The organism is Ensifer sp. WSM1721, assembly GCF_000513895.2.
In the GTDB taxonomy this organism is placed as follows: Bacteria; Pseudomonadota; Alphaproteobacteria; order Rhizobiales; family Rhizobiaceae; genus Sinorhizobium.
Map to the genome: position 1 here is coordinate 2,299,355 of NZ_CP165782.1, position 15,635 is coordinate 2,314,989.

14 protein-coding genes are annotated in these 15,635 nt (G+C 63.1%); 8 read left to right on the forward strand and 6 right to left on the reverse strand.

Features of this window, described 5'->3' with window-relative positions; all coding sequences use genetic code 11:
* From M728_RS11285 to M728_RS11295, 3 genes are all read left to right on the forward strand, one after another.
* Nucleotides 1-1,152, forward strand: a complete 1,152-nt coding sequence (locus tag M728_RS11285) for a Xaa-Pro peptidase family protein (RefSeq protein ID WP_026618899.1) — start codon at nucleotides 1-3, stop codon at nucleotides 1,150-1,152.
* A 104-nt stretch (nucleotides 1,153-1,256) separates the two neighbouring features.
* Nucleotides 1,257-2,123 carry a hypothetical protein gene (locus tag M728_RS11290; RefSeq protein WP_026618898.1) on the forward strand — a complete coding sequence of 289 codons (867 nt, stop codon included), beginning with the start codon at nucleotides 1,257-1,259 and terminating at the stop codon, nucleotides 2,121-2,123.
* Between the two features lie 331 nt (nucleotides 2,124-2,454).
* Nucleotides 2,455-3,387 (forward strand): ribose-phosphate pyrophosphokinase, encoded by a 933-nt coding sequence (locus M728_RS11295; protein WP_026618897.1) that lies wholly within the window; start codon nucleotides 2,455-2,457, stop codon nucleotides 3,385-3,387.
* Nucleotides 3,388-3,451: 64 nt separating this feature from the next.
* On the opposite strand, the gene M728_RS11300 is transcribed toward M728_RS11295, so the two are convergent.
* From M728_RS11300 to M728_RS11320, 5 genes are all read right to left on the reverse strand, one after another.
* Nucleotides 3,452-4,486 carry an aldo/keto reductase gene (locus M728_RS11300; RefSeq protein ID WP_026618896.1) on the reverse strand — a complete coding sequence of 345 codons (1,035 nt, stop codon included), beginning with the start codon at nucleotides 4,484-4,486 and terminating at the stop codon, nucleotides 3,452-3,454.
* A 159-nt stretch (nucleotides 4,487-4,645) separates the two neighbouring features.
* Nucleotides 4,646-5,476, reverse strand: a complete 831-nt coding sequence (locus M728_RS11305; protein WP_026618895.1) for an oxaloacetate decarboxylase — start codon at nucleotides 5,474-5,476, stop codon at nucleotides 4,646-4,648.
* Between the two features lie 75 nt (nucleotides 5,477-5,551).
* On the reverse strand, nucleotides 5,552-5,926 hold the full coding sequence (locus tag M728_RS11310; RefSeq protein WP_026618894.1) for a DUF779 domain-containing protein: 375 nt from the start codon (nucleotides 5,924-5,926) through the stop codon (nucleotides 5,552-5,554).
* An 82-nt stretch (nucleotides 5,927-6,008) separates the two neighbouring features.
* Nucleotides 6,009-7,517, reverse strand: a complete 1,509-nt coding sequence (adh, locus tag M728_RS11315) for an aldehyde dehydrogenase (RefSeq protein ID WP_026618893.1) — start codon at nucleotides 7,515-7,517, stop codon at nucleotides 6,009-6,011.
* Between the two features lie 306 nt (nucleotides 7,518-7,823).
* Complete coding sequence (locus M728_RS11320; RefSeq protein ID WP_026618892.1) at nucleotides 7,824-8,780, reverse strand: helix-turn-helix domain-containing protein; 957 nt, start codon at nucleotides 8,778-8,780, stop codon at nucleotides 7,824-7,826.
* Nucleotides 8,781-9,004: 224 nt separating this feature from the next.
* On the opposite strand from M728_RS11320, the gene M728_RS11325 reads away from it, so the two are divergent.
* The 5 genes from M728_RS11325 to pth all read left to right on the forward strand — a co-directional run bounded on the left by M728_RS11325 (nucleotide 9,005) and on the right by pth (nucleotide 15,321).
* Nucleotides 9,005-10,186 carry a benzoate/H(+) symporter BenE family transporter gene (locus M728_RS11325; protein WP_026618891.1) on the forward strand — a complete coding sequence of 394 codons (1,182 nt, stop codon included), beginning with the start codon at nucleotides 9,005-9,007 and terminating at the stop codon, nucleotides 10,184-10,186.
* 152 nt (nucleotides 10,187-10,338) lie between these two features.
* On the forward strand, nucleotides 10,339-10,950 hold the full coding sequence (locus tag M728_RS11330; RefSeq protein WP_026618890.1) for a 50S ribosomal protein L25/general stress protein Ctc: 612 nt from the start codon (nucleotides 10,339-10,341) through the stop codon (nucleotides 10,948-10,950).
* Nucleotides 10,951-11,221: 271 nt separating this feature from the next.
* Nucleotides 11,222-13,591 (forward strand): EAL domain-containing protein, encoded by a 2,370-nt coding sequence (locus M728_RS11335; protein ID WP_026618889.1) that lies wholly within the window; start codon nucleotides 11,222-11,224, stop codon nucleotides 13,589-13,591.
* 29 nt (nucleotides 13,592-13,620) lie between these two features.
* Nucleotides 13,621-14,361: a substrate-binding periplasmic protein gene (locus M728_RS11340; protein WP_370906447.1), complete on the forward strand. Its 741-nt coding sequence runs from the start codon at nucleotides 13,621-13,623 to the stop codon at nucleotides 14,359-14,361.
* Nucleotides 14,362-14,601: 240 nt separating this feature from the next.
* A complete protein-coding gene (pth, locus tag M728_RS11345; RefSeq protein WP_026618887.1) occupies nucleotides 14,602-15,321 on the forward strand; it encodes an aminoacyl-tRNA hydrolase in 720 nt (239 codons plus the stop codon).
* Here the strand turns inward: pth and M728_RS11350 are convergent.
* Nucleotides 15,318-15,560, reverse strand: coding sequence for a hypothetical protein (locus M728_RS11350; RefSeq protein ID WP_026618886.1), 243 nt, complete (start codon nucleotides 15,558-15,560; stop codon nucleotides 15,318-15,320). The two genes, pth and M728_RS11350, sit on opposite strands and share 4 nt — an antisense overlap.
* Nucleotides 15,561-15,635 lie beyond the last annotated feature (75 nt).

Genomic DNA, 15,635 nt, shown 5'->3' on the forward strand with positions numbered 1-15,635 from the left:
ATGGCGCTCCACTTCGCCGAAGAGGAATACGCAGCCCGCCTGGCGCGGCTCACCACCAAGATGCAGGAAGACAAACTCGACGCTCTGCTTCTCTTCGCGCAGGAGAGCATGTATTGGCTGACCGGCTACGACACCTTCGGCTACTGTTTTTTCCAGACGCTGGTCGTCAAGAAGGACGGCGAGATGGTGCTGCTCACGCGCTCGGCCGACCTGCGCCAGGCGCGGCACACGTCCAACATCGAGCGCATCGAGATCTGGGTGGACCGCGTCAATGCCGATCCGGCCATGGACCTCAAGAACCTCCTGAGCGAGCTCGATCTGCTTGGCTGCCGCATCGGCGTCGAATATGACACGCATGGCATGACGGGTAAGACGGCGCGGCTTCTCGACAATCAGCTCTCCACCTTCGGCGAGCTGGTCGATGCCTCGCTGCTCGTAAGCCGTCTGCGCCTCGTCAAGAGCCCAGCGGAAATAGCCTATGTCGAACGGGCCGCGAACCTTGCCGACGCCGCGCTCGACGCCGCGCTGCCGCTGATCCGCCCGGGCGGCAGCGAGGCCGATATTCTCGCGGCCATGCAGGGCGCGATCTTCGCCGGCGGCGGCGATTATCCGGCCAACGAGTTCATCATCGGCTCCGGCGCCGACGCACTTCTTTGCCGCTACAAGGCGGGCCGGCGCACCCTCGATGCGAATGACCAGCTCACGCTCGAATGGGCCGGTGTCAGCGCCCACTACCATGCGGCGATGATGCGCACGATCGTGATCGGCGAGCCGAGCAACCGCCATCGCGAGCTCTACAGCGCCTGCAGGGAGGCGATCCAGGCGATCGAGATGGTGCTCAGACCCGGCAACACCTTCGGCACCGTCTTCGACGTCCATGCGAGGATTATGGACGAGCGCGGCCTTGCCCGCCATCGCTTGAACGCCTGTGGTTACTCGCTCGGCGCGCGCTTCTCGCCCTCCTGGATGGAGCACCAGATGTTTCACGTCGGCAATCCGCAGGAAATCGAGCCGGACATGTCGCTCTTCGTCCATATGATCATCATGGATTCGGACAGCGGAACGGCGATGACACTTGGGCAGACCTATCTGACGACGACCGATACGCCACGGCCCCTGTCGCGTTACGGGCTGGACTTCATTTCTGCGTAAGGAAATCGTCCTATGCTTTCCGCGAGAAAGTGAACGACGCGGGTGCGGCTGGTCCCAACGGCCGCATTTCGCGCTGACATGTTCGAGCGGAAACGGTGGGAACGATGCGAAAGCAGATCATGCCGATCGCAAGCCTTGGTCTTGCCGCAGCCTTGGCCGGCTGCAACACGACGGATGCCCTGATACCGCAGGTCGACGTGGGCGAAGGCACCTTCCGCTCCCCACCGGTGACGCAGTCCGATCTAGACGCCATGTCGGCACAGACCGCCGTGATGCCGGTTGAAAGCATACCGCCGAGCCGCACCGCCGCCTTCTCGGCGCAGCCGAATATTTCAAGCCCGCCGACGCAATACGCCACGGGCGATACCGATTACACCGATCCGGCCGGCACCCTCGAAGGTCAGGCCAGTCGCCTCGCGGAGGGCGAGGCACCGATCCAGGCGAGACAAGTTGAAGCCGCGCGCGTAGAGAGCCCGCCGCCGCAGGAAGACCCGGCCCCGCAGGAGGACACGGCCCCCCGGCAGCCCTCGCCTGCAGAGACAACGGCGGCGCCGGCAAAAGAACCGGAGCAAGCCGCCGTCGCGCCTGCAGCCACCGCGAGCGGCTCCGGCGGCGTCCGCTTCCTGCCGATCATCGGGGCGCCGGTCGAGGCCGTCACCCCGCTCTCGAAACAGCTCGGCGCCTCCGCGCGCGCCGAGGGCCTCGCGATCAAAAGCTCCGCCGACACGACGAGCGACCATATCCTCAAAGGCTATTTCTCGGCGCTGAACGACGGCGGCAAGACGACCGTCGTCTATGTCTGGGACATTCTCGACGGCAGCGGCAACCGCCTTCACCGAATCCAGGGGCAGGACACCGTTGCCGGAACCGCGGCCGAACCCTGGAGCGCCGTTCCGCCCGAAACGATGCAGGCGATCGCCAACAAGACCATCGAGGCTTATCTCGAATGGCGGCGGGCCGGAGCGGGATAGGAAAAGGAACGCGGTGAGGAAAACTGCGCATGGTTTTCCGCTCGCCTCCCCGCTCTAACTTACTAGAATCGATCACGTTCTATGATTTTCGGGTCGATTCCGCCTCAAAATCATCGTGATCTGAGGCCGGTCGGCGCAAAGTTTTTCGGATAAACGCCGCTGCGTCGCAGCAATCCCCTTGCATTCACCTTCAAGGACGCTAAAAAGCGGCCGATCAGCTCTGACAGCGGCCATCCGCAACGATTGCCCGCGATCGGAATGGCTCACGGATTATGCGCGCAGGATCCCGCCCCGACCGGACGTGACCGCGCCAGCTCAAGGCGGACCGTCAATGAAGGTTTTCGCAGGCAATTCGAACCGGCTGCTGGCCGAAGCGATCTGCAACTATCTCAACCTGCCGCTCGGCAAAGCCACAGTCAGGCGGTTCGCCGATCAGGAAATCTTCGTGGAGATCGGCGAGAACGTGCGCGGCGAGGACGTCTTCATCGTCCAGTCCACCTCGTTCCCCACCAACGATCATCTGATGGAACTGCTCATCATGATCGACGCGGTACGCCGCTCCTCCGCCCGACGCATCACCGCCGTGCTCCCCTATTTCGGCTACGCCCGCCAGGACCGCAAACCCGGCCCACGCACCCCGATCTCCGCCAAGCTGGTCGCCAATCTCATCACCGAAGCCGGCGCCGACCGCGTTCTGACCCTCGACCTGCACGCCGGCCAGATCCAGGGCTTCTTCGATATCCCGACCGACAATCTCTATGCGGTCCCGATCCTCGCGCGCGATGTCAAGGAGAACTACGATCTCAAGAACGTCATGGTCGTCTCGCCGGACGTCGGCGGCGTCGTGCGCGCCCGGGCGCTTGCCAAGCGGCTCGACTGTCTACTGGCGATCGTCGACAAACGTCGCGATCGCCCCGGTGAGTCGGAGGTCATGAACGTCATCGGCGACGTCAACGGCAAGGACTGCATCCTGATCGACGACATCGTCGATTCCGGCGGCACGCTCTGCAACGCAGCCGAAGCGCTGCTGAAGAACGGTGCCACCAGCGTGACGGCCTACATCACCCATGGCGTTCTCTCCGGCGGCGCGGTCGCCCGCGTCACCTCGTCGATGCTGAAGGAACTGGTCATCACCGACTCCATCCAGCCGACCACCGCCGTTCAATCCGCCCACAATATCCGGGTGATCTCGACTGCCGGCCTGATTGGCGAGGCGATCAGCCGCACCAGCCAGGAAGAATCAGTTTCGAGCCTGTTCGACTGAGGTCGTTCCGCCGAGAACGGGAATGTTGACGCCGGCGCTGCAGCGCCGGCGTTCTTTTTTCGGCTCATCCGTTCTTCCCGAGGACCTGGGCCACCGGCTGGTCGGCGAGATTGTCGATGAACCAGTTCGGATAGACCGGCGCCGGCACGGTCTCGGCGTCGAGCGCCGAAATTTCGCCCTCCGTCAAAGCAAGCTTCACCGCACCGAGATTGTCTTCAAGCTGGTGTGGCTTGGAGGCCCCCAGCAACACGCTCGTGACCGCTTTCTTCCCAAGGAGCCAGGCGATCGCCACCTGCGCCACGCTCGCTCCATGACCATCGGCGATCGTGCGCATGCGCTCGATGAGGCGGAAGCCCTGTTCCTTGTCGAAGGGCAGAATGTCGAAACCGGAATAGCGGTTGTCCGGGTCATCGAGATTTTCCCGCGTGTACTTGCCGGAAAGGAACCCCGAGGCGAGCGGGCTCCAGACGGTGAGGCCCAGGCCGTAGCGCTGCATCATCGGGATGACGTCTCGCTCCACGTCGCGGCCGAGCAGCGAATAATGCATCTGTCCGTGCGTGAAGAGGGCTAGCCCGTTGGCCTTCTGGATCTCGAGCGCCGCCGCCGCTTTCCAGGCCGACCAATTCGAGAACCCGATGTAGCGCACCTTGCCGGCGCGTACGACCGCATCCAGCGCCGTCAACGTCTCCTCGAGCGGCGTGTGCGGGTCTTCCTTATGCGCGATGTAGACGTCGATCCAATCCGTGCCGAGGCGCTTCAGGCTTTGATCGACCGACCAGAGAATGTGGCGGCGAGAAAGCCCGACCTGGGTCAACGGCGTGCCGCTGCGAAAGCCGACCTTCGTGGCGATCACCACCTCGTCGCGGCGGGTTCTCAGCGCCTCGCCGAGGATTCGTTCGGACTGACCGGACGCGTAGGCATCGGCGGTGTCGAAGAAATTGATGCCCGCATCGAGCGCGCGCCCGACAAGAGCTTCGGCAGCCTCGGCGTCCGTCTTGTAGACGGCGCCGAGACTGCGGTCTCCAGCGGTGAACGTCATCGCGCCAAAGGCAAGGCGTGAAACGACGAGGCCAGTATTGCCGAGCGTCGTGTACTGCATGTCATCCTCCATTGTTGTCTGATAGCGAGCGCGGCATGAGGAAAAGTGTGCGCGGTTTTCCGTCCGCATCCCGCGCCGTCGCCCTTTCGACCGAGACAGCAGGCCGAGCTCCGGCCATCTTTCGAACACTGGCACCGATCGTTTTACCGGGAGTTCAAGTCATCTTTTTGCGTCCAGCATATAGGACGCAGCTTCGGCGGCGGACATTGCATGCTGCGAATACGTGAAAGTGCCATGCTCTTTGACTTCCCGCGCGGCGCTCATGAGCCCTGCAAGGGCCGCTCGCGCAAAGGAGCCACCGACACTGATGCGCTTTACCCCGGCCTGCTGCAATTCTTTCACTGAAAAGGTCTGCCCGGCGAGACCCATGACGACGTTGACCGGCCGACCGACGGAAGAGCAGACCGTCTGGATCGCCTCGAGATTCGGCAGGCCCGGGGCGTAAAGAACATCCGCACCGGCCTGCTCGAATGCGACAAGACGCCGGATCGTGTCATCCAGATCGGGCCTGCCGTGCAGGAAGTTTTCCGCTCTCGCGGTCAAAACGAATGGGTGCTTACGGGCCTCCTCCGCGGCGGCAGCAACGCGTTCGACAGCCAAGCCGAAGTCGAAGATGGGATTGGCGGGGTCGCCCGTGGCGTCCTCAATCGAGCCGCCGACAAGCCCAACATCCGCCGCCAGGGAAACTGTAGCGGCGCAACACCAGGGATCCGCACCGAAGCCGTCCTCCAGGTCGGCCGATACAGGCAGATCGGTCGCTTCGACGATATTGCGGGCATTCTCCAAAAGAGCCTCGCGCGAAAGAGCGGCTGCCGAATCTTTCCTGCCGATGGAAAAGGCAAATCCGGCACTCGTGGTGGCGAGGGCCTCGAACCCAAGCGCGGAGAGAATGCGCGCAGAGCCCGCATCCCAAGGATTGGGGATGACGAAAGCACCCGGCCGATCGTGCAAAGCGCGGAATGCCTGATATCTGCTCAGTTGATTCGCCATATCCGCCTCCCATCCTTGAAGACGACAAGCGATAGCACCAAACGAGCAAAAAGGGGAACGCGGTCTTGCCGCCGTTCAATTCCGGGTCGGCAAAGGGCAGGCCTCGCCACCGAAGAGGCGCGAGCGCGTGAAGAAACGCTTTTCCCGGCCGTTGTCGAGCGAGAACATCCCTCCCCTGCCGGGCACGACATCGATGATGAGCTGCGTGTGTTTCCAGACCTCGTACTGGCGGGCGCTGATATAGACCGGCACTCCGTCGACTTCGCCGAGTTTCACGTCGTTGTCGCCGACGATGTAGTCGTCGGCGGGATAGCACATGGGCGAGGAGCCGTCGCAGCAGCCTCCGGACTGATGAAAAAGCATATCCGGATGGTCGCGCCGGATTTCGCGGATGAGTTCGATCGCCGCATCGGTCGCGAGCACCCGCGCCTCCTGCTCTTCATGCGTCATTGCAATCTCCTCCTTCCTACAAAGCCAGCAGGCCCCCGACGAAAGATCGGGAGCCCTGAGAGAATTGCCGACGAGAACGGGATCAGAAGAAGCCCAGCGCCTTCGGGCTGTAGCTTACCAGCATGTTCTTCGTCTGCTGATAATGATCGAGCATCATCTTGTGCGTCTCGCGGCCGATGCCGGACTGCTTGTAGCCGCCGAAGGCGGCGTGCGCGGGATAGGCATGGTAGCAGTTCGTCCAGACACGACCGGCCTGGATGGAGCGCCCGAAGTGGTAGCAGCGGTTGGCATCGCGGCTCCACACGCCGGCACCGAGCCCATAGAGCGTGTCGTTGGCGATTTCCAGTGCTTCGGCCTCCGTGCGGAAGGTCGTGACCGACACGACCGGCCCGAAAATCTCCTCCTGGAAGATGCGCATCCTGTTATGGCCGTGGAACACCGTCGGCTTGACATAATAGCCGCCGGAAAGATCGCCTTCGAGCACATTGCGGCCGCCGCCGGTCAGGACCTCGGCGCCTTCCTCCTTGCCGATCTCGATATAGGCAAGGATCTTCTCGAGCTGTTCGCTCGACGCCTGCGCGCCGATCATCGTCGCCGCGTCGAGCGGGTTGCCCTGGCGGATTGCCTCGACCCGCTTCAGCGCCCGCTCCATGAAGCGGTCGTAAATGCTTTCCTGGACAAGCGCACGGCTCGGGCAGGTGCAGACCTCACCCTGGTTCAGCGCGAACATGGCGAAGCCTTCGAGCGCCTTGTCGAAAAAGTCGTCATCCTCGCTGGCGACGTCGGCGAAAAAGATGTTCGGCGATTTGCCGCCGAGTTCGAGCGTTACCGGAATGAGATTCTGGCTGGCATATTGCATGATCAGCCGTCCGGTCGTCGTCTCGCCGGTAAAGGCGATCTTTGCGATGCGCGGGCTGGTGGCGAGCGGCTTGCCCGCTTCGAGGCCGAAGCCGTTCACGATGTTGAGGACGCCCGGCGGCAGCAGGTCGGCGACGAGCTCCGCCCAGATGAGAATGGAGGCGGGCGTCTGCTCGGCCGGTTTCAAGACGACGCAGTTCCCGGCGGCAAGGGCCGGCGCAAGCTTCCAGGCGGCCATCAGGATCGGGAAATTCCACGGGATGATCTGGCCGACCACGCCAAGCGGCTCGTGGAAATGATAGGCGACGGTGTTGTGATCGATCTCGCCGATCGAGCCTTCCTGCGCACGAATGCAGGCGGCGAAATAGCGGAAGTGATCGATCGCCAGCGGAATGTCGGCGGCCACCGTCTCGCGGATCGGTTTGCCGTTGTCCCATGTCTCTGCCCGCGCCAGGAGCTCGAGATTATCCTCCATGCGGGCGGCGATCTTCATGAGGATGTTGGAGCGTTCCGTGGTCGAGGTCCGCCCCCATTTCTCCTTGGCCGCATGGGCCGCATCGAGAGCGATCTCGATATCGGCGGCGTCGGAACGGGCAATCTGGCAGAGCGTGCCGCCGGTGATCGGCGTCATGTTGTCGAAATAGCGGCCGGCAACGGGCTCGCGCCATTCGCCGCCGATGAAGTTTCCATATTTGTGCTTGAACGGGCTCTCGATGATTTTCTGATGCAGCATGGCTTCCTCCCTTGAAGAAAACAGCACTCCGATTGCTGTGGGAGGTAGGGTGCAGCCGAATGCGAATCTCCGATAGACACCCGCGGCAGCGCGCATCAGCATCTGTTTCAGAATTGCGACAGGTCGGCTTCACATGCCATACTGCAGTGCAGCAACGGTCCAGATTGTGAGTGTTCTTCGGGCCTGTCCGCCCCTCGCCCGCCTAACGGTATTTCTCCCCGCAGGCGGGGGCGAAGCAGCCGACACCCGGCTCGCTGTCCCCCGGCGTGCCGGGCCGGGGCCAAGGGCATTCTCGCGCCGCACCGCTCAGTTCAATGAAAGCCGCTTCATCTTGCGGTACAGCGTCGCACGGCTGATGCCGAGAAGGTCGGCGGCCATCGAGACATTGCCGTTGGTGCGCGACAGCACACGGCGGAGCGCCGCCCTCTCGGCATCCGGCAATTCGGCGCCCTCGCGCGGCGAATCTTCCTGAAGCAGGTCGGAGGCGGGCACGCCGGCGGCAATGCGCTTGTCGTCGAGCCCGAGGCAGAGCCGGGCCGCCCGTGACGCGCCGAGCACCAGGTCATCGCGGTCAACCGCAAGAAGCGCCGGTCCGGCGCGGTCGACCGGGACCAGCACGATGCGGGCACCGGCAAAGGCCCGGCGGAACAGGTTGGCCTCGATGCGGGCCGCCGCATCGCGCACCGCCTGTGAAAGGATCGACACGATCGCCTCCGAAGCATCGTCACGGCACGTGGAGATATCGATCGCCGCCGCAAGGCGCCCGGCTTCGTCGCGGATCGGCGCGGTCGCGCAACTCAAGCCGATATTGCGGCTGAGAAAATGCTGGTCACGCTGGATCACGACCGCACGCTCGTCAACGATAGCGGTACCGATGCCATTGGTTCCGACACTCGCCTCGCTCCATATGGTGCCCGACCAGAGGCCAACTCCGCGGAAATCCGCATCGTCGCCGCCGGCGCCGCGGCGTTCGAGCGCGACACCCTTCTCATCCGTCAGCAGAAGGCAGCAGCCGGCCTTGCCGACGATGGCGAACAGCCGGTCGAGCTCGCCGGCCGCCTCGGCGATCAACACCCCGGAGCGCTCGCGTGCCCGCAGCAATTCGCCCTCGCTCAGGCGCCAAGGCAATCGCGCTTCCTCAGGAGCGAGACCATGAAGGGTCATGCAGCGGCGCCACGAGGCGGCAACCGGCGAGCTGGCGGCGGCCGAAGGCTGATGCGCGACCTTATAGACGCGGTCGGTATGATCCCTGGCTGACGGCATTCGCTCCCTCCCTGAAGCGTCCCTCCGCGGAAACAGGCGTCGATCTCCCGCTCGGCGCACTGCGTCGAACGGTACTATACGCATTGCTCGTGCGACAGGTCCACTTAGACAAAGGTCACGCACAGGCCCGACGGTATCGACAGAGCGAGCGGATGTGCTACTCGATCAACACACCTCCCGCGACTCACCCGCGATATCCGCTCCAAACATCGAAACGGTCCGCTATGCTTCGCGACTTTTCCGCTCAAAGCCTCTTCATGGGCGCGCTGATCGCCTTCGTCGGCTTCGCCAGCTCTTTCGCCGTCGTTCTTCACGGCCTTACCGGCGTCGGCGCGAGCGAGGCGCAGGCGGCGTCGGGCTTGATGGCCTTATCGATCTCGATGGGCCTCTGCGCCATCGTCATCAGCGCCGTCACGCGGCTCCCCGTCAGCATTGCCTGGTCGACGCCGGGTGCGGCCTTGCTCGCGAGTTCTGGCACCGTCGAAGGCGGCTTCAACGCCGCCGTCGGCGCGTTCCTCGTTTGCGGCCTGCTGATCATCGTCGCCGGCCTCTGGAAGCCGCTCGGCCGGATGGTCTCTTCCATCCCCCCGGCCCTGGCGAATGCGATGCTTGCCGGCGTGCTCCTGAGCCTGTGTTTCGCACCCGTGAAGGCGGTCGCTTTCAATCCGCTCCTCGGCCTGCCCATCGTTCTTGCCTGGGCTGTCGTCGGCAGCATCAACAGGCTTTATGCGGTGCCGGCGGCGCTCCTTACCTTCGGCCTCGTCATCGCGCTCGGCGTCGAAATGCCGGAGGGCGCCCTTGCGGGCCTCTCCGCCGCGCTTGTTCCCAGGATCGAGTTCGTCCCACCCGCCTTCGACGCCGCTGCGATGGTGAGCATCGCGCTGCCGCTTTTCATCGTCACCATGGCGTCGCAGAACATTCCTGGAATCGCGGTGCTCAAGGTCAACGACTACCACCCGGATCCGGGACCGCTCTTCGCCACGACCGGTCTCTTCTCGATGCTGAGCGCTCCTTTCGGCGGGCATGCCGTCAATCTTGCGGCGATCACCGCGGCCATGTGCGCCGGCTCCGACTCCCATCCTGACCGCACACGCCGCTATTGGTCTGCGATCAACGCCGGCATTGCCTACATCATCCTCGGCCTGCTTGCCGGCGTCGTGACGACCTTCGTCAGCCTCGCGCCGCCGGTGCTGATCCAGGCGGTTGCCGGTCTTGCGCTGATCGGCGCATTTTCGAGCTCGGCCATGGCCGCCTTCAAGGAGGCCGAGACGCGCGAGGCGGCCGCCATCACCTTCCTCGTCACGGCATCGGGCGTCAGTTTCGCCGGCGTCTCCGGCGCCTTCTGGGGGCTCGTCGCCGGCGGCCTCATGCTTGGGCTTGCACGCGTCGCCAAACGGAAGGCATGATCGGCCGTGCCTTGCATTTACGCTCGTTCTCGGCTATGGACCCCGCGTCCGCGCAGACACCCTTGGAGGCACCGCGGATGAAGCCGCCTCGCGGCTTCAGGTTTTTCCGCCTTTGGCGGACGAACTCTCCAAATAACCAGAAAGGTCTATCCATGAGCCAATCTTACGAGCTCAAGGCCGAGACGCGCGAACGGGTTGGTAAGGGGTCCTCCCGCGAACTTCGCCGCAACGGTCTTATCCCGGCTGTCATCTATGGTGACAAGCAGCCCCCGCTTTCCATCGCGCTGTCCACTAAGGACGTGACGATGAAAATCCACGCCGGCGGTTTCATGACCACCGTTGCGACGATCGACGTCAACGGCGAGAAGATCCGCGTCCTTCCGAAGGACTATCAGCTCGATCCGGTCCGTGACTTCACGATGCACGTCGACTTCCTGCGCGTCTCGAAGGGCAGCCAGGTTTCCGTCCAGGTTCCGGTTCACTTCGAAAACGAAGAGAAGTCCCCAGGCCTCAAACGGGGCGGCGCGCTGAACATCGTTCGCCATGACGTCGAGCTTAACGTCTCCGCCGACAGCATTCCGGAATTCCTGACCGTCGACCTAACCGGTCTCAACATCGGCGACACGGTCCACATTTCGGATATCAAGCTTCCGGCAGGCGCGACCCCGGTCATCGCCGACCGCGACTTCACAGTCGCGACGATCACCGGCCGTGCGCAGGAAGCCGAAGAGACCGAAGAGACCGAGGGCGAAGCAGAGGCTTGATGCCCGCTTCCTGCGGCTGCAGCGCCAGGCCGCTGCCTGATGAAAAGAACCCGTCCCATGTCATGTGGGACGGGTTTTCTTTTGCTCGCGGCGCCCAAGAATTCTGGCCGGAGCACAATCTCTGGTAGTACACCAGCCCTCATGAAAACTCGCGATGCAACTTCAACAACATTTAAGGTTTTGATGATGTTCTGCACTGGGGAGAAACCGGTGGCAGTCCAAGAGCATGCGAAACGAACAAGACGATAACGCCGGCCGACGGAAGCGTCCGATGATGCATTCGGTGGAGAATCGTTTCATTGCGATCATCTGCTGTGCGATGCTCGTATTCGTCGCGCCGCTGCTCGCTCTTTTCCTGACCATATCGAGCGAACGGGTCGCCCGCGAGCGACTGCACAACGTCGAGCTTCTGACCGAGGCGAGCGGCGAGGCTCTCGCCAAGCCGATCTGGGACTTCGACGAGGAGGCTATCGCAAGGATCGCCCGCTCGCTGATGAACGCGACAGACATCGAGGCGGTCGTCATCCGCGACCCGGCGGGCAGCATACTCGCCCGCTTGCCGGCGGAGCCCAGCGCCGGGACGGCCGCATACCACTCCCTCAAGACCGTCATCTCCCACGACGGCGTCGATGGCCCCAAGTCGGTCGGCACGCTCGAAGTCCTCGTTTCCGCGTTGGGTCCCCTCTCGCGCTTCAGCAAAGACGAATGGGCGATCCTCGGCATTCTTCTGTTCGCCGTGGCGACCGTCTTTGCGGCGGCCCTGGTCGGCAACCGTCTAACCGTGATCCGTCCGCTGATGCGGCTGACCGCCGCGATCGAGGCAACAAGGCGGCTCGGATCACGACACCGGGTCGACTGGAGCTCGGATGACGAGATGGGCGCCCTCGCCGCCAACTTCAACGCGATGCAGGATCGGCTTGAACGCGAGGAGAAGGAGCTGAAGATCGCACACCGGCGGGCGACCGAGATCTACGATCTGACGCCGGCCATGCTCTTTTCGCTTGACGCCGAAAATCGACTGATCGCCGTCAGCGACTACTGGCTGCTTGCGACCGGCTACGCTCGGGAGGAGGTCATCGGCCGAGGCTTTACCGATTTCGTCGACCCGAGTTGGCACGAAGCCTACCGCTTGCGTACAAAGGCAATCGCCTCGGGCAGCGACACGATCAGCGAAGTCACGCTCCCTTTCCGCAAGGCCAACGGCGAATTCATGACCGCGCTGATCCTCGAAACGGAAACTGGCCGCGACGGGCTCTCGCTTTCCGTCATGACCGACGTGACGGCCTTGAAGCAGGCGGAGAGCCGCAACCATGCCCAGGCGATCACCGACCATCTGACCGGTCTCCTCAACCGTCAGGGTTTCGAAAGCGCGCTTGATGAGGCGATCCGCAGCGCCGACGAATGCGGCATGCAACTCGCCTGCCTGTTCATCGATCTCGATCGGTTCAAATGGATCAACGACAATTTCGGCCATGCCGCCGGTGATGCCGTGCTGCGCCAGACGGTAGAACTGATCCGCGCGAAACTCGGGCCTGCGGACGTGATGGCGCGTCTCGGCGGCGACGAGTTCGCCATCCTCATTGCGGCAACGGACGTTATCGCCCTTGCGAGCGAGATCGGGGAGCGCGTCTGCGAGGCCCTGCGCGAGCCGATGCCGGTGGAGAGCAACGAGTTGTCGGTCAGCGCGAGCATCGGCCTCGCCGTCTACCCGACGCATGCCGCCAGCGCCTCGGACCTCCTGCTCAAGGCCGACATGGCCATGTACGCGCGCAAGCGCGACGGCAAGAACGGCCTGCAGATTTTCGACACGGGCATGCTCGACACGGCGCGCGAGCGCCACGAGATCGAGCAGTGCATCGAGGCGGGCCTGAAGGAGGACTGGTTCGAGGCTTGGCTGCAGCCGATCGTTAGTCTGGCCGACGGCCGCATCATCGGCTTCGAGGCGCTCGTGCGGCTGGACCATCCGGAAAAGGGTCTCATGCCGCCCGGCAAGATCATCGGCATCGCAGAGGAGACGGGCACGATCAGTCGCATCGGCGACCGGGTGTTGGAGAAGGCCATTCGTCACCTTGCAGCGATCTCCGCGCTCGATGGGACGCAGGACACCTATCTGGCCGTGAACTTCTCGCCGCTGCAGTTTGAGCTCACGCTGGCCCACAGGCTGGCAGCACTCCTGCTCAAGCATCATATTTCCCCGCATCGGATCGTCATAGAAATTACCGAGGCGGTGCTGATGCTCGACAATCCGGAGGTTCATGCGGTGCTGAAGCAGCTCAGCGAGTTCGGCTGCCGTATCGCACTCGACGACTTCGGCACCGGCTATTCGTCGCTCAGCTACCTCAACCGTTTCCCCGTCGACATCGTCAAGATCGACCAGTCTTTCACGCGCTCGCTGAACTCCAATGCCGCCGACGTCCGGCGCAAGAGCAGGATGCTCATCAAGGGCATCCGCACCATCTCGCACCAGATGGGCTGCACCGTCGTCGCCGAGGGTATCGAAACGGAGGATCAGTGGCAGCTTTTGCGCAAGCTTGGCGTGGATAATGGCCAAGGCTACCTCTTCAGCCGGCCCATGCCGGTCGATGGCATGCTGGCCATGCTCGAGAGCGAATCGGAAGCCAAGGCGAGCAATCAGGGATAGGGTCGAATGAAGAGCGGCCCGGAAGGAGAATGGGCGTGAAACATTGGATCCTGGCACTCTTCCTTGGCCTTTCCTCCGCCGCCGATGCCGAGACGATCCATTTCCTCACCGAGGAATATCCTCCCTATAATTTCTCCGGCGAAAACGGTCCGAGCGGAGCCTCGGTCGACCAGGTCGCGCTGATCATGAAGACGCTCGACCTGCCCTACGAGATCAACATCCTGCCGTGGGCGCGCGCCTTCGCGCTGGCGGAGAACCAACCTCACCATTGCGTCTTCACCACCGGCCACGACGCCGCACGGAATGGAAAGTTCAAATGGGTCGAGCCGCTTCTCGTCGATCACATGATCATGGTGCGCCACAAGGAATCCGCTGTCGCGCCGCGATCGCTTGAGGAGGCGAAGCAGTTCGTGATCGGAACACAGCGCGAGGATTTCTCCGCCGGATACCTGAAGGAACGCGGCTTTCAGAGGATCGACTATGCCGCCAGTCTCGACTCCACACTGAAGAAGCTGATCGCCGGCCGCATCGATTTGATGATGACCTCCGAAAAGACCTTCGAGAGCATGCGGACCGACGGAAAGCCGATCGAGGCGGCGCTGGTGCTTGAAGGCAAGCAATACGGCATTGCCTGCCACAAGGATATGGCAGGTGAGACCATCGCCCGTATGCAGACAGAACTCGACCGTCTCATTGGCGACGGAACGCAGGACCGGATCTTCGAGCGCTACGGCCTGAGCCCGAACCGGATCGAACAGGCGGCGAAATAGCCATTGACTTTGGCTGGGCGGCGATGATTTTGGGGTGAGATAGCGGATGTGGTGGAAGCCCCTCTCCTCGGGTTTAACCCGAGGACTAACCCTCTCCCCGCGCGCGGGGAAAGGGGACTGGGACGGCGCGGCAGCCCCTCACCGCCTGCGGGGAGAAGGTCGCGGCAGCAGGATGAGGGGCAAAGGGCCTCCCCGCCACATCTCGCCTCATAGAGCAAAGCGCATCAGGAGCTTGCCGACATGCTGATCATCGCGGGACTTGGCAATCCGGGTCCGAAATACGCCGGTAATCGCCACAATATCGGTTTCATAGCGGTCGACGCCATCCAGCGGCGTCACGGCTTCTCCTCCTGGTCGAAGAAGTTCAAGTCGGAGATTGCCGAAGGCGAGATCGGCGGCGAGCGCGTCCTGCTGATGAAGCCGCAGACCTTCATGAACATCTCCGGCGAAGCCGTCGGCGAAGCCATGCGTTTCTACAAGCTCGCGCCCAAGGACATCGTCGTGATCTACGACGAACTGGATCTGCCCGCCGGCAAGGCACGGATCAAGACCGGAGGCGGTCACGGCGGGCACAACGGCATCAGGTCGATCGACGCCCATTGCGGCAAGGAATACCGCCGCCTGCGGCTCGGCATCGGCCATCCCGGCGTCAAGGACCTCGTGCATGCGCATGTGCTCGGCGATTTCGCCAAGGCCGATCAGGCGTGGCTTTCGGCCCTACTCGACGCCATCGCCGAGAACGCCGGCATGCTGGTAAAAGGCGAGGACTCGCAGCTCATGAACAAGATCGCTCTGGCGACCGGCGGCAAGCCGGAGGCGGAAAAGCCTGAGGCTCCGAAGAAACAGCCGGCGCAGTCCCATATTCACCAGGCGCGCGCAGCGGCCCAGCCGAAGAAACTCCCGGCAACCGGCCCCATGGCCGACATGCTGAAGAAGATGTTCGGCTCGAAAGGGGATTAGCGCTGGATGGTAAACGTGCGCGGTCTTCCACCCGCCATATCGCGATAGGATGTAGGAACTCCTGCAGCTTCGTGGAACCGGGCAAGCCGATCGAGCCAGAGAGCCAGATCCTCCGGGATTTCCGCGTGACTGCTCTCGAGCGCTTCAACCCAGGAGAGCTGGCATTGGAGCGCGGATGTGAGGTCGATTGTCGTCCACCGCAAAATGGCCAGGCATTCAGCAAAACGTTCGGGTGTCATCGGCGCAGTTTTCAGCATTGATGAGGGGCTGTGCACTGAATAGTGCATATGTCCTTTTTATCGCTCCTCGACTTT

Coding starts and splice junctions, on each gene's coding strand:
- M728_RS11325 (WP_026618891.1), top strand. CDS start 9,005: ATGCTTCGCGACTTTTCCGCTCAAAGCCTCTTCATGGGCGCGCTGATC.
- M728_RS11330 (WP_026618890.1), top strand. CDS start 10,339: ATGAGCCAATCTTACGAGCTCAAGGCCGAGACGCGCGAACGGGTTGGT.
- M728_RS11290 (WP_026618898.1), top strand. CDS start 1,257: ATGCGAAAGCAGATCATGCCGATCGCAAGCCTTGGTCTTGCCGCAGCC.
- M728_RS11340 (WP_370906447.1), top strand. CDS start 13,621: ATGGGCGTGAAACATTGGATCCTGGCACTCTTCCTTGGCCTTTCCTCC.
- M728_RS11350 (WP_026618886.1), bottom strand. CDS start 15,560: ATGACACCCGAACGTTTTGCTGAATGCCTGGCCATTTTGCGGTGGACG.
- M728_RS11285 (WP_026618899.1), top strand. CDS start 1: ATGGCGCTCCACTTCGCCGAAGAGGAATACGCAGCCCGCCTGGCGCGG.
- M728_RS11300 (WP_026618896.1), bottom strand. CDS start 4,486: ATGCAGTACACGACGCTCGGCAATACTGGCCTCGTCGTTTCACGCCTT.
- M728_RS11305 (WP_026618895.1), bottom strand. CDS start 5,476: ATGGCGAATCAACTGAGCAGATATCAGGCATTCCGCGCTTTGCACGAT.
- adh (WP_026618893.1), bottom strand. CDS start 7,517: ATGCTGCATCAGAAAATCATCGAGAGCCCGTTCAAGCACAAATATGGA.
- M728_RS11295 (WP_026618897.1), top strand. CDS start 2,455: ATGAAGGTTTTCGCAGGCAATTCGAACCGGCTGCTGGCCGAAGCGATC.
- M728_RS11310 (WP_026618894.1), bottom strand. CDS start 5,926: ATGACGCATGAAGAGCAGGAGGCGCGGGTGCTCGCGACCGATGCGGCG.
- M728_RS11335 (WP_026618889.1), top strand. CDS start 11,222: ATGATGCATTCGGTGGAGAATCGTTTCATTGCGATCATCTGCTGTGCG.
- pth (WP_026618887.1), top strand. CDS start 14,602: ATGCTGATCATCGCGGGACTTGGCAATCCGGGTCCGAAATACGCCGGT.
- M728_RS11320 (WP_026618892.1), bottom strand. CDS start 8,780: ATGCCGTCAGCCAGGGATCATACCGACCGCGTCTATAAGGTCGCGCAT.